This window comes from Streptomyces sp. NBC_00425 (assembly GCF_036030735.1).
Classification (GTDB): Bacteria; Actinomycetota; Actinomycetes; order Streptomycetales; family Streptomycetaceae; genus Streptomyces.
This window is the reverse complement of the sequence record NZ_CP107928.1, coordinates 9,153,987-9,166,733: the sequence shown is the minus strand read 5'-3', so window position 1 is coordinate 9,166,733 and position 12,747 is coordinate 9,153,987. Positions and strand designations below refer to the sequence as shown.

General features: G+C 71.5%; 13 protein-coding genes. 6 read left to right on the top strand and 7 right to left on the bottom strand.

Annotated features, from left to right (window positions below; translation table 11 throughout):
- The first annotated feature begins 72 nt into the window (after positions 1 to 72).
- Together OHS82_RS40490 and OHS82_RS40485 are read left to right on the top strand one after the other, a co-directional pair.
- Positions 73 to 762: a hypothetical protein gene (locus tag OHS82_RS40490; RefSeq protein ID WP_057577126.1), complete on the top strand. Its 690-nt coding sequence runs from the start codon at positions 73 to 75 to the stop codon at positions 760 to 762.
- A 51-nt stretch (positions 763 to 813) separates the two neighbouring features.
- Positions 814 to 1,239 carry a DUF3592 domain-containing protein gene (locus tag OHS82_RS40485; RefSeq protein ID WP_328435684.1) on the top strand — a complete coding sequence of 142 codons (426 nt, stop codon included), beginning with the start codon at positions 814 to 816 and terminating at the stop codon, positions 1,237 to 1,239.
- Between the two features lie 37 nt (positions 1,240 to 1,276).
- Here OHS82_RS40485 and OHS82_RS40480 read toward each other — a convergent pair whose 3' ends face one another.
- The 4 genes from OHS82_RS40480 to OHS82_RS40465 form a co-directional block, all read right to left on the bottom strand.
- Entirely contained in the window at positions 1,277 to 1,816 is a 540-nt protein-coding gene (locus OHS82_RS40480) for a GNAT family N-acetyltransferase (protein WP_057577124.1), read from the bottom strand.
- A gap of 4 nt (positions 1,817 to 1,820) precedes the next feature.
- Positions 1,821 to 2,336, bottom strand: coding sequence for a DinB family protein (locus OHS82_RS40475; protein WP_057577123.1), 516 nt, complete (start codon positions 2,334 to 2,336; stop codon positions 1,821 to 1,823).
- Between the two features lie 37 nt (positions 2,337 to 2,373).
- Positions 2,374 to 3,231 (bottom strand): endonuclease/exonuclease/phosphatase family protein, encoded by an 858-nt coding sequence (locus OHS82_RS40470; protein ID WP_057577370.1) that lies wholly within the window; start codon positions 3,229 to 3,231, stop codon positions 2,374 to 2,376.
- 155 nt (positions 3,232 to 3,386) lie between these two features.
- A complete protein-coding gene (locus OHS82_RS40465) occupies positions 3,387 to 4,322 on the bottom strand; it encodes a LysR family transcriptional regulator (protein WP_328435683.1) in 936 nt (311 codons plus the stop codon).
- Positions 4,323 to 4,454: 132 nt separating this feature from the next.
- Between OHS82_RS40465 and OHS82_RS40460 the strand changes: the two genes are divergently transcribed.
- The gene (locus OHS82_RS40460; protein ID WP_057577369.1) at positions 4,455 to 5,717 is read left to right on the top strand and encodes an MFS transporter; all 1,263 of its coding nucleotides are present in this window, start codon (positions 4,455 to 4,457) and stop codon (positions 5,715 to 5,717) included.
- Positions 5,718 to 5,850: 133 nt separating this feature from the next.
- Here the strand turns inward: OHS82_RS40460 and OHS82_RS40455 are convergent, their stop codons facing one another.
- Both OHS82_RS40455 and OHS82_RS40450 read right to left on the bottom strand, forming a co-directional pair.
- Positions 5,851 to 6,615, bottom strand: a complete 765-nt coding sequence (locus OHS82_RS40455) for a family 16 glycosylhydrolase (RefSeq protein ID WP_057577121.1) — start codon at positions 6,613 to 6,615, stop codon at positions 5,851 to 5,853.
- Positions 6,616 to 6,828: 213 nt separating this feature from the next.
- A complete protein-coding gene (locus tag OHS82_RS40450; RefSeq protein ID WP_079041108.1) occupies positions 6,829 to 8,106 on the bottom strand; it encodes an acyltransferase family protein in 1,278 nt (425 codons plus the stop codon).
- Positions 8,107 to 8,458: 352 nt separating this feature from the next.
- Between OHS82_RS40450 and OHS82_RS40445 the strand changes: the two genes are divergently transcribed.
- From OHS82_RS40445 to OHS82_RS40435, 3 genes are all read left to right on the top strand, one after another.
- The gene (locus OHS82_RS40445; RefSeq protein ID WP_057577120.1) at positions 8,459 to 9,634 is read left to right on the top strand and encodes a TetR/AcrR family transcriptional regulator; all 1,176 of its coding nucleotides are present in this window, start codon (positions 8,459 to 8,461) and stop codon (positions 9,632 to 9,634) included.
- The gene (locus OHS82_RS40440) at positions 9,631 to 10,263 is read left to right on the top strand and encodes a hypothetical protein (protein ID WP_057577119.1); all 633 of its coding nucleotides are present in this window, start codon (positions 9,631 to 9,633) and stop codon (positions 10,261 to 10,263) included. The genes OHS82_RS40445 and OHS82_RS40440 overlap by 4 nt, the downstream gene beginning before the upstream one ends.
- 89 nt (positions 10,264 to 10,352) lie before the next feature.
- Positions 10,353 to 12,011, top strand: coding sequence for a pyruvate, phosphate dikinase (locus OHS82_RS40435; protein WP_328435682.1), 1,659 nt, complete (start codon positions 10,353 to 10,355; stop codon positions 12,009 to 12,011).
- 94 nt (positions 12,012 to 12,105) lie between these two features.
- Here the strand turns inward: OHS82_RS40435 and OHS82_RS40430 are convergent, their stop codons facing one another.
- The gene (locus OHS82_RS40430) at positions 12,106 to 12,678 is read right to left on the bottom strand and encodes an ArsR/SmtB family transcription factor (RefSeq protein WP_328435681.1); all 573 of its coding nucleotides are present in this window, start codon (positions 12,676 to 12,678) and stop codon (positions 12,106 to 12,108) included.
- Positions 12,679 to 12,747: the final 69 nt, after the last annotated feature.

Sequence of the window (12,747 nt, the reverse complement as noted above, 5' to 3'; positions counted from 1 at the left end):
CTCGTCCCTCCACTCGAGCCGGTCGGGCTCACCGAGATCTCGATCTCGAACGCACTAGACGGGGGACGCAGCATGCATCTGAAGCCGAGGAAGAGCCGCCGCAGACCGGGCGCGGTCCGAGCGGTCCTGATGGGCGTGTGCGCCGCAGCGGCGCTGGGCCTCACGGGCTGCTCCGGTGGCGGCGGCACCGCGGATGCCGGCAGCGGTCCGACACCGGGTGCGACGACGGCCGGCGGCACGGCGGGCAAGGCGGCGGCGAGCGCGGACACCTCGGCCGAGAAGCCCGCCGCGACGGCATCCTCGGACGCGGGCAGCGGCGCCGAGCCCCCTACCGTCGTCCCGGCCGCCTCCAAGTCCCCGGTCTCCCCCGCGACCGGCTCACCGGGCGGCGGTGGCGACGGCGGTGGCGGCGACTGCGACCACAAGATGCCCATCTCCCCCGATGAGGTCGCGGTCTACCGCTACACGCCGGAAGGGGGTTCCCTGAGCCTGATCGTCAGACACGGCAACTGGGGGTGCGGCACGCCCGACTCCGACGGAGCACCCTTCGAGACGGTGGGCAAGGAGACCTACATCCCGATGGACCAGGCCGCGGACATCACCGTGACCAACCCCATCGTCGAGAGCACCGAGAATCAGCCCATCGGCGTCCAGGAGTTCCTCGACTGGCTCGAGGCCCACCCGGACTCCGGGCTGGTCTTCACCTACCACCTCGGCGCCGACGGAGCCATCGACCGCCTCGACGAGGTCTTCACCCCCTAGCGAAGATCACTCACGCGCAACCGCCGCCCCGGATCATGCGTCGCACCTGACATGGAACGTGCATGGCTCTTCTCTCTCGTCCCGCTCGCGCTCGGAGCGGCTTTTCTCGGCATCGGCGTGTACGGACTCCGGCGCGCCGACGCACTCCGGCGCACCGGTCTCACCGCCCAGGGGCGGATCGTCCGCCATGAGGTCGGTCGAGGCGACGAAGGAGCCACCTACTACCACCCGGTCGCGGCCTGGACGACCCACGACGGCCGGGAGTGCGAGTACTCGTCCAGGTTCGGACGCGGCTCACTCGCGGGCGCCTTCGGCGTGGGCGCCCGCGTGGTGGTGCGGTACGACGCCGACAACCCTCGCCGGTTCGCGATCGAGGGCTGGGACGCGACGACGGTCGACCGGGTCTTCGCCGTCGTGGGATCGCTGCTCATAGCCGGCACGTCGCTCGCGCTGCTCGTGCGACTGGTCACCCTCTGACCGCTTCGGCCGGCAGAACCTGGTGCGTCCGGGCGGGTCAGAACTCGTCGTGCCAGTTCGTCGGCGTGACCGTGCCGGTGGCCCAGTCCCGGCGCAGTATCGCGTACCCGACCGCGTCGTACCGGCGCCCACCGGCTCCGGGCCAGGCGTCGCGATAGTGGGCTTCCTTGACGTAGCCGCCCTTGCGGAAGGTTCTCCGCATGGCCGCGTTGTCCTGCCGGGTGGTGCCCTCCATCCGTTCCGCGTCGGGGAACTCGGTGAACACGTACCGGGTGAGCCAGGCGAGAGCGAGGGGACCCAGGCCCCTGCCGCGGTGACGCGACGCGATCCTGAGGTCGAACAGCGGAGTGCCGTCGCCGAGGTCCATGAGCCTGATCAGGCCGACGGCTTCGCCGTGCACGGTGATCCAGAAGGTGCGGGTCTCCTCGCTGTCGAACACACCGTCGGCGGCCCACGCGCGGACTTCGTCCCGGCTGACGGTGGCCGAGACGTGGAACGGCCAGGTGTCCCGCGCCAGGAAGTGCGCCAGCGAGTCGACCTCGGAGGCGACGAACCGTCGGTACCCGATCTCTGTCACCGGCTCAGTAGTATCCCTTGTCGCCGTCGAGCAACTCGCGCACGATGTCCAGATGGCCGGCGTGCCGACCGGTCTCCTCGATCATGTGCATCAGTATCCAGCGCAGCGTCGCGGCTCCGGCCCGGAACTCCTTCTGGCGCCCGGCGTCGTCGAGGTGATGGTTCGCGATGATCTCGTCCGAGACGGCACACTGCTCGGCGTATTCGCGCAGCAACTGCTCCAACGGCACACCCTCGACGCGCATGTCCGCGTCCTCGACCGACTCGTCGAACTGCGGGCCGGTGGCCGGACGCCCCATGAGCATGACCTCGAACCAGCAGTGCTCGACCCACCGCATGTGGGAGACCAGGCCCGCGACCGTCATGAGCGGTGATGTCGGGATCACGACCCGGTGGGCGCTCTCGGCCGAAAGCCCCTCGCACTTCCAGTGGATGATCGCCCGCTGCATGTCCAGCCAGGCGATCAGTTGAGTCCGCTCATCGGCATCGTAGGCGGGACGCGTACGGGAAGGGAGCACCATGGCGTCGACAGTAACGACAACCGCCGCACCGTGCTCATCATTTTGTCGCGGGTGCGGCAGTCGCCGCGACGCCCCGGGTGACGTCCAGGTCGGTGTCGAGCAGATGGTGGTCCGAGAACGACGAGGGGTGCACGTGGTGTTCCAGCGCGGTGACCCCTCGCAGGAAGACGTAGTCGAACTTGCTGTGCCAGTCGGTGGTCGTCTGGCAGCCGTCCGCGGGCGAGGGGTGGCACCGGGGGTCGGTGTCCGCGGCCAGCGCCCACATCGGGGCCAGTTCGGGAGCGTCGGGCACGGCGTTGAAGTCGCCGAGGACGATCGCACGGTCGTACCGGGCCACCTCCGCGGCGAGCACGCCGACCTGGCCCGCCCGGACCGATTCCTGACGACGTTCGGCGAGGTGCGTGTCGAAGACCCGGACGAGTCGGCCGCCCACCGAGGTGGTGACCGCCATGTACCCACGGTCCTCGGATCCGCCGTCGGGGTATTCCACAGTGACCCGGTCGGTCATCGGCGCCGCCGAGAGCAGCGCCTGGCCGTAACCGTCCGGGCTCCACGGCACTCCCCCGCAGCGGCCCCAGTCCTGGAGAACCGTGCCGTACGCGACGTGGTAGACGAGCCCGTAACGTCTCTCCAGCTCGTAGCGAATCCTCGCGACGTCACGCGCGCACGCTTCCTGGAGGGCGATCACCTGGGGCGCGTACGCGGCGATCTCCGCAGCCCGGTCGGCGTTGCTCTCCTCGCAGGGGTTGCAGAGGTTCCACGTCATGACCCGATGGGGTACGACCTCCCGGACGGCGTCGGGGGGCAGTGACCCGCCGACGAGGGCGTCACTCGCCACGCTGGGGCCGACGAGCACCGCGCAGGCCACGGTCATGACGCCCGCGAGCCATCGCATGCCCCGTCCGAACACCCTCGCCTCCTCGATCTCGATCGTCTCTCAACTGACGTCTGCACGCCCGAGGTTACGGGACGGACCTGTGAGCCACAGCTGCCTCCCGCCCCGCACCGGATCCCGGGTCGTGCCCACGCAGCCCCGCCGGCGCGCGGCCTTCAGCTCGGCACCACCCAGTCCGGCGTCCAGGTCCCGGCGCTGTCGTGGCCGGTCGCCGTGGCGGCGAGGTGCGCGCGCAGGGTGGTCAGCGCCCGGTGCGGGTTGTCACGGTGCCACAGGAGTGAGTGCGGGTAGACGGGTGTCGGGTCGGTCACCGGGATGCGGCGCAGGCCGTGGCCGGCGGGCCAGATGAGGCGGGTGTGCTCGCCCATGAAAGTGGCCAGGGCCGGGGTGTCGGCGATGGTGTCGAGGAGTGCGTCGGAGCCGAAGTTGGGGCCGGTCGCCTCGATGGTGAGGCCGAACTCGGCGACGAGATCGTCGTAGTAGGCGGCCCACTCGGTGCCGGGGGCGATGCCGGGCATCCAGATGCGATGTCCGGCGAGCTGGGCGACGGTGACCGATCTGGCGCCCGCGAGGGCGTGCGCGGGGCCGGTGAGGAGCTGGAGCGGCTCGTCGAGCACCCGGACGGACTCGATGTCGTCGGGCAGGGGCCGGCCGGGCACGGCGACCGCGCGGAAGGACGCGTCGATGGCGCCGGACCGAATGGCGGCGACCGCGGTCTCGACGTCGAAGAGCATCATCACGTCGAGCTCGATGTCGGGGTGCGCACGGTGGAAGCCGCGCATCAGGCCCGACTGCGCACTGCGGGAGGCGAGCACGTCGACGCGCAGCGGACGGCGGCCGGTGCACACGGACGCGACCGCACGCTCGGCGACGCGCAGCAGCTCGCGCGCATGGGGCAGGAACGCCTGTCCGTCGATGGTGAGCCCGGCGCCCCGCGGGGTGCGGGTGAACAGTCGCACGCCGAGATCGCGCTCCAGCGCGGCGATGCGCTTGGAGACGGCCTGCTGGGTGACCGCGAGTTCGGCGGCGGCCTCCTGGAACTGCCCCGCGTCGGCGGCGGCGACGAACGTGCGCACGGTGTCGAGGTCCATGGCCGACACCCTACGGACACAACTGTCGGTTGTGGGCGATGGCCCGAAGGTTGTTTGCCTCGCAGGTGGGACGCTCGCTTTGATGCTTCCGATCACGGATCGGTTGTGCAGGGCGAGGGCCAGGGGGCGTACATGCGGAGCAGATACCGGCTGGGACGGCGGTTCGGGTGGCTCTGGGGAGCGTATGGGACAAGCGCCCTCGGCACCTGGCTCGCCTTCGGCGCGTTCCCACTGATCGCCATCCAGGTGCTGCACGCCGGTCCGGCCGAGGTCGCCGCGCTCTCCTCGGTGGGGGCCGCGGTGGGCGCGGTCGTGGCGGTGCCGCTCGGCCCGTGGGTGGAGTTCCGCCGAAAGCGGCCGGTGCTGATCGGCATGGACCTGGTGCGGTGCGCGGCGCTGCTGACGATCCCGGCCGCGTTCGCGTTCGGCGTGCTCACCTTCCTCCAGCTCCTGCTGGTCTCCGTCGTCGTCGCGGCGGCCGACATCACCTTCCGTGCCGCGTCCGGCGCGTACCTGAAGTCCCTGCTGCCGGCCGAGCACCTGCTCGTCGCGGGCGCCCGGTTGGAGTCCACAACCTGGACGACGACGATCGTGGGACCACCGCTGGGCGGCTTGGCGATCGGGCTCCTCGGCCCGGTGGCGACGGTGCTGGCGGACGCGATGAGCTACCTGCTCTCGGCCCTGGGCATCCGCGGGGCGGGCGGACACGAATCGCCGCCCGAGCGCCGGGCGGACACGCGCGTGCGGGCCGGGGACCTGCTCGACGGCTGGCGGTACATCCTCGCCGACACCACCCTGCGACCGCTGTTCTTCAACACCGCCCTCTTCAACGGTTTGGTGATGGCAGCGCAGCCGCTGCTGGCCGTCCTGATGCTCGGCCGGCTCGGGTTCACCCCGTGGCAGTACGGCCTCGCCTTCGCCGCGCCCTCGATCGGCGGGCTGCTCGGTTCGCGGCTGGCCCGGCCACTCGTCACCCGGTTCGGCGGGCACCGGATCCTGGTCGCGTCCGGGGCGGTTCGCGCGCTCTGGCCGGTCGGCCTGGCCTTCGTGGGGCCGGGCGCCGGTGGGCTGCTGCTGGTCGTCGGCGTCGAATTCGGGCTCATCTTCTGCTGCGGGGTCTTCAACCCCGTCTACGCCACGTGCCGGCTCGAGCGCACCGCGACCGACCGGGTCACCCGTACGCTGTCCGCCTGGGCGGTGACGACGAAGGCCTCCACTGCTCTCCTGACGGCCCTCTGGGGCGTGCTCGGCGCCCTTCTCGGCCCGCGTACCGCCATCGGTCTGGCCGGCGTGCTCCTGCTGGCGACCCCTTGGCTGCTCCCCCGGCGCGCCGGTGTGCTGCCGTCCGAACCGAAGCCGGAGACGGAGCCGGAGTCGGCACCGAGCGGTGGGTGACCGGCGGCGCCCGGGCCGGCCGGCCCGCCCGCCGGGCCGCCACCCCCGGGTCCGTGGTGTGCCGGTGACCTTCGTGGCTTCCTGTGCCGCCGCAGGCGGCCCGTCCGGCCGCCCGCGGCGGCACAGGTCCGCGTCACTGCGGTCCGTCGCCCCCGGCCAGAGCCTCGGGTTCGTCGGACTCCTCTTCCACGAGCCTGGCCGGTCGCCGCACCACGAGGCCCTGCACCTCGTACGTCATCTCCTTGACCTGCGCAGCCGGCGCCGGGTGATAGCGGCCTGCGCAGACCGACAGGTTGACGATGAGGTAGGCGTGCCAGGTGCGTCCCACGCCACGGCGGTCGGCGAACACCTTGCTGCCGTTCACCCACCAGACCACGGACCGGGAGCCGAACTCGACGCGCAGGTCGATCCACGCACCGGGGCGGACGGCGGGGTCCCGGTAGTAGAGGTTGCCGCCGCGAACGTGGTTGGTCAGTTCCAGGAGATCGGGGTTGTCGGGGTGGTACTCGAAGACGTCGATCTCCTGGCCGCCGTCCCGCCAGGTCCAGATGGCCGGCCAGGCGCCGACCTCGCGCGGCAGCCTGACCCGCGCCTCGAGCACGTCCCCCGTGCGGACGGTGAAGTCCTCCTCGCTCCCCTCCGTGGTGAGCAGGCCGGTTTTCCAGAAGCCGTCCGCGCGGCGGGTGGCACGGAAGGTGCCCGAGCGGCTGTAGGAGGGATCAGCGGTGAGGTGATCGAGTTTGTTGTCACCGGGGTTGACCGGTCCGCCGTTCGGATACGCCCACGAACGCCCCGCCACCCATTGACTGGTGGAGGTGAAGTCCGCCGTGAAGACGATCTCGGGTCCGGACCGGATCCCCTCTGCCGACGGCGTTCCGTCGCATGCAGGATTGTCCATGCGCGGAGGCTGCACCGCATATGACGTCGGCATGCAGATGGCGAGGAATCCGGCAGGAAGGACAACTCGCACGAGTGAACAACTCGGTTGAACCTCGGATTTCCGTCCCCCCGGGCGATCCCTCCGTCGGCGTAGGAGACCCGCCCGCCGCCCCGCCGCCGTTCGTCGACCGACGCATGGTCAGGACGGCACCGCGGTCGTCCCGGTGGGGTGTCACCGGCCCGGCGACTCCTGGGCACAGTCCTTCGACGATCTCGTTGCCGGGGCCCGCACGGTGACCACGGGCGGTTGAGTTCCGCTCGTCCCGGCCTCGTCGGTCGGACGGGTCTCGCGAGCCTGCCCGTCCGGCAGCCGTCGGCGGTTTCCCGCACCCCTGCCGGCCCAGTGGGAGCGCCCCGCTTCGACCATGGAGTTCCAGGATCTGTTCCGCTTGAAAGGCAGTTCGAACAGCCGGGAGAAGAGCCATGCCGCGAGCAGTGACACCGGGAGGGCCAGGACGAGGGTGAACCAGAAGGTGGACAGGCCCGGCGCCACGTAATGCGGGGCCACGCGCCGGATGACGGCCAGGACGATCGGCAGATGGATCAGGTAGAGGCTGTAGGAGAACTCGCCGAGACTCCGCACGGGGCGCGCGGTCAGCAGTCGTACGAGAACGGCTGGTCTGCCGGTGGCCACGGCGACGATCAGCATCGTCATGGCGGGGGCGACGGCGAGATCCACCCAGAAGTAGTGCGTCAGCGTCCACACGGAACCCTTGATGACGCCGAGCGCGAGAACGGGCACGGCGGCCAGGACGGCGAACCATCCCCACGGCAGGCGTCGAACCCTCTCCGACGCGACGACGACTGCGGCGCCCACCATGCCGGCGACGAACACGGGCGCGAGATGCGGAGTGAGCCAGTTGTCACCCTCCACCGGAGTGCCGCCGGGCGCCGTCAGGCCACGGACCACCACCGGAAGTGTCACCAGGACGACCAGCACCGCCGCGCTCGCCCGGCGCCGCACGAACAGGAGAAGCGGGAAGACGACGTAGAGTTCCGCCTCCACCGCGATCGACCAGAACGCGCCGTTCGGCGTCGGCGCGGTGAAGACGTCCTGACCGAGGAGACCGTAGACCGCCATCGACCATCCGGTGGGCGGTCCGGAATGCGAAGCCGGTACCACGAACCAGGCGATGACCAGACTCATGCACAGCGCCGCCCAGTACGGGGGCAGGATCCGCCAGGCACGCCGACGCAGGTATTCGGCGACGCCCTCCGACCGCCAACCGTGACGCGCCGGGGAGATCGCCAGGGAGAATCCGGACAGCACCAGGAAGAAGACGACCGCCAGGCGGCCGTACATCAGGCCGTCCAGCCATCGGGGGGCCGAGCTGTCGGGATAGCCGGGGAAGGTGTACAACCAGCAGTGGAACAGCACCACATAGAGGGCGGCCAGACCCCGGAGACCGTCGAGGCCCTGCACCTGCCGGCCGACGGGCGCCCCGCTCACCTTGTTCTCCTGCCCCGGCGGGACGGCTGGAGCGAGAGCGCCACGGACCGCACGGCTCGAATCCACTGAAATCCTTCAACTCTTTCCTCGGACACCGCATTGTCGCGCGCCGGCACGCCCCCGCCGTCGCCGCGTACCGCAGCCGGCGCGACGGGCGGACGTCCCATCGACCCGCTCTTCCCGTGCACGGGGCGACGCAGCGCCCCCGCAGTGGACTGGTACGCGGGGTCCCGCCCAGCCGTTCAACGGGCGAGTCGGCGAAGCATTCAGATGGGCTCATCATCGGGATGTTCAAGGTATCGTCGTTCTCCGACGGCGACGCCGACGGCAACGGGAAAGGGAGGGGTGGCGGATGGTCCGGTTGTCCCGGGCTCAGCGGCAGGAGCGCACGCGTGCGACCGTGCTGGCCGCGGCGAGGGCGGAGTTCACCGAGCGCGGGTACGCGGCTGCGAAGGTCGACGAGATCGCCGAACGGGCCGAGTTGACCCGTGGCGCGGTGTACTCGAACTTCCCGAGCAAACGCGCGCTCTATCTGGCGGTGCTGCTCGACACGGCCGACACGGCCGGGTCCGGCGTCACCGGGGAGGGTCCGCCGGCGGTGCCGTCCTCTCCCCCGTCCCTGGCCGAGGCGCTCGGCGCGTTCGCCCGCGCCCGCCTGCAACGACTCCCCCTGGTCGACGACGCCCCCGCCCTCGGTCAGGTGCGGCTGCGCTCCCTGGCCGGCGTGCTCGACGACGAACCCATCCGCACCGCGTTCGCGCAGCTGACCCGGCTGGAGGCGCTGTTGCTGGCGCTCGCGCTGGAATCGCGGACACCGGCCGGGCGACCGTGCTCCGTCCGCCAGGTGAGGCGGGCGGAACTGGTGCTGAGGCTGCTGGACGGGCCGGGCGCGTCGGTCGATCCGGGGCTCGTGTCCGGCGATCCCTTCGACCTCGCCCAGGCCTGCGCGCATCTGGGCGACCTCGCACTCGCCGACACCTGGGATCCCCCGCACCTGCCCTACATCCGGCCGGCGCAGACCTGCCTGGAGCCGTGGACCCCGCCGGGCGAGCTGCGGGATCTGATCACCGGCCGCCCGGTCGGGTTCGACGAGGACGGCGTGGTCGTGGTCCTCGGCAGCCACCGCCTGGAGGCCGTCGAGGAGAGCGTCCGTGCCGCACGGGCCGGCGACCGCGTCACGGTGGCCGTGGCGACGGCCGACCCGGCCGAGACCGGACGCCTCGTAACGCTGCGGATCGACGACTTCGCCCGTTGCCTGCGAGGGGTGTTCGCCCAGGACGGATGGCCGCGCCTGCGTGTCGTCCTGGACGACGGCGGTCTGCTGGCGTCCGCCATCGGTGTCGCCGACGCCGACGACACCGCCGAACACGCGGTGCGTGTACAGCAGGGCACGCTCGTCGCCCGGGCCCACGGCCGGGGCGCGGGACACGCCGCCGCCGGCGCACCCTCCCCCGAGCTCTCACCCGCACCCGCAGGCCACGCACGCACGCACCTCTCCGACGCCTCACCCGATGGGACCGCACCGTGACGCAGCATGTTTCGTCCCACCCGTCCGGCACCGACCTCCTGGTGCTCCACGCCCTTCGCTGCGCCGGGTTCTCGGGCCGGGCGGGCCTCGCCGCGGTGACCGGGCTCAGTGAGTCCGACGTGGAGTCGGAGCTGATCGACCTCGCCGTCGCGGGGCTCGTCACCCATACCGCGGGCGACTTCGGCGGATGGGGCCTCACGGAGGCCGGCCGGGCCGCTGACGCGGAGCGGATCTCCGACGAGCTGGCGTCGGCCGGCGCCAGGGCCACGGTGACCGCGGCCTTCGAGCGGTTCCTCGTCCTCAATCCCGAGCTGCTCGACCTCTGCACGGCATGGCAGATGCGTACCGCCGACGGCGCCATGACGATGAACGACCACACCGATGCCGCCTACGACGCGCGGGTCCTGGACCGGTTCACGGACTTCCACCGGCGTGCCGAGCCCGTCTGCGCGGAGCTGTCGGCGGTGTTGCTGCGGTTCCAGCGATACCCCGTCCGGCTCGCCGAGGCGCTCGCGCGCGCGAAGGGCGGGGCGCTCGAGTACGTGGCGGACGGCACGACCTCCTATCACAGCGTCTGGTTCCAGCTCCACGAGGACCTGCTGGCCACGCTCGGCCTCCCCCGCCACTGACCCCCCGTGGACCCGAACCCGACCGTGGACCCGAACCCGACCGTGGACCCGGACCAGCGCCCCAGCCACAACGACACGAAGACGACGACATGACGACGTGGATTCACCCGCTGTCACCAGAGGTCGAGGAACCGGCGGAGGTGCTGGGCGGCAAGGCACACGGCCTGGTCGTCCTCAGGCGTCTCGGGCTGCCCGTCCCTTTGGGGTTCGTCATCAGCACACGGGCGTGCCGCGCCTTCTTCCGGGACGGGCGGCTCCCCAACGGCCTCGACGCCGAACTGGCGGCCGCCGTCGCCCGCCTCGAGGCCACGACGCACCGCAGACTCGGCGGGGCCGAACGGCCGTTGGCGGTGTCCGTCCGCTCCGGCGGCAGCGAGTCGATGCCCGGCATGATGAGCACCGTCCTCAACCTCGGACTGACCGCCGAGGCCACCGCGGCACTGGCCCACGAGACGGGCGACCTGCGCTTCGCGCTCGACTCCCGCCTGCGGTTTCTTTCCTGCTTCGCCACCGAGGTCCTCGGCGTCGGCCGGGAAAGCCTGGCCGCCGTCGACCGTGCGATCGTCGGACGGAGCACGGACACAGACCGGATCGCCGAGGCGATCCGGGACGTCGAGCAGCTCATCCGGGAGCACGGCGGCGCGCCCCTGCCCGGCGAGGCGACACGGCAGCTGGAACTCGCGATCGCCGCCGTCTTCTCTTCGTGGCACACACCGCGTGCGAAGACCTACCGCGCACTGCACGGCATTCCGGACGACCTCGGCACGGCTGTGACCGTGCAGGCGATGGTGTACGGAAACCGGGACCGGCACAGTGGAACGGGTGTCGCGTTCAGTCGCGATCCCAACACCGGTGAGGACGTTCCGTTCGGTGAGGTCCTGTTCCGGCGCCAGGGCGAGGACGTGGTCGCGGGACGGTCGCTGACCCGACCCCTGCACGAACTGGCCGACCGGGAACCCACCGTGTGGGAGGGGCTGCTGAACGCCCTGGACCGGGTCGAGGAGCACTACCGCGACGCGTGCTACGTGGAGTTCACCTTCGAGGAGGGCGAGCTGTGGGTCCTCCAGGTGCGCCCCGGTCGGTTCGTGGGACGCGCGGGGGTCCGGGTGGCGGTCGACCTCGCCGACGCCGGCGTGATCGGGCGCGACGAGGCGATCCTGCGGGTGTCCCCCCGGCATCTCCGGCACGTACGCACGCCGCGGATCGCAATCGACGACGCGCTGGACGTCCTCACGCGCGGACTGGGAGCGTGCCCCGGCGTCGCGGTCGGCAGGGTGGCGACGACGGCCGACAACGCGGTGCGGCTGGCCGCGCAAGGCCCGGTCGTCCTGGTACGCCCCGAGACCTCACCGCTCGACATGCACGGACTCGCCGCCGCCGCGGGAGTCGTGACCGCTCGAGGCGGGCCGACGAGCCATGCGGCCGTCGTGGCGCGGGCGTTGGGGAAACCGGCCGTCGTGGGCGCCGCGAGCCTCATCGTCGAGGACGGGATCGGCGTTCGGGCGGGGAGTCGCACCCTGCCCGAAGGCGCCCTCATCGCCGTCGACGGCACCGGCGGCGAGGTCGTCGTCGGTGACCCTGCCGTCGTCTCGGACGCGACCGACCCGCGACTGCACCGCCTGCTCACCTGGGCCGACGAGATCGCGGGCCGTGCCCCGGACGGCGACGAAGCAGGGCGTCTCACGTCGGCGCGGACCGTGCTTCTGCGGCGCCAGGGGGTCTCTGAGCCTGAGGGAGAGAGCGCCTGAAGCTCTGGTCGCAGACGGGCCGGTGGTTCTCCTGGTCCTGCGGTGGGCGCGTTCCTGCGGCAGCCGGCCACCCGGCGGGCAGGCAGCCAGTCGATCAGTCAGCGGGCAGGCCGAACCAGCGGAGGAGTACGGGTCGCGCGTCGTCCGGCGCGTCCTCGGGCCCGCGGGCATAGCGTGCGAGCAAGGCCAGATAGTCGTCATGGAACGCGTCCAGCTCACCCTTCGTGAGATGGGTCAGACTGCGTGAACCCCGCATCCAACCCTGGGACTCCGCCTGCCCGGCGGTGAACTGCCGGGCGAGTTCGACGTCCTCCTCCATCCTCAGCCGGTCCAGCTCGGCCGCCATGGCACGCTCGACCTCCGTCAGCTCACCCTGCGGCGGTCTGCGGATGTCGAGGCCGCGCACCCCGCGCCACCAGCGCTCACGCCCGGTGGACCGCTCGGGGATGTCCTCGATGAGGCCGCTGCGCTCCAGCATGCGCAGGTGGTAGCTGAGGGTTCCGGTGTTCTCGCCGAGGGCGGCGGCCAGCGTGGTCGAGGTGGCCGGACCCGATGTTCCGAGGTGGCGCAGGATCCGCAGGCGCAGGGGGTGCGAGAGGGCCTTGAGCACCTCCGGGCTGTCGACCGTGCGGCGCCCGGCGGCTTGTGCTCTGTGCTCTTCCGTCATGGCGGCATTCTATCCACACGACAGAGATTTCTCTGCAGACCTTTCTCTGCAGAGAAATCTCTGCAATGC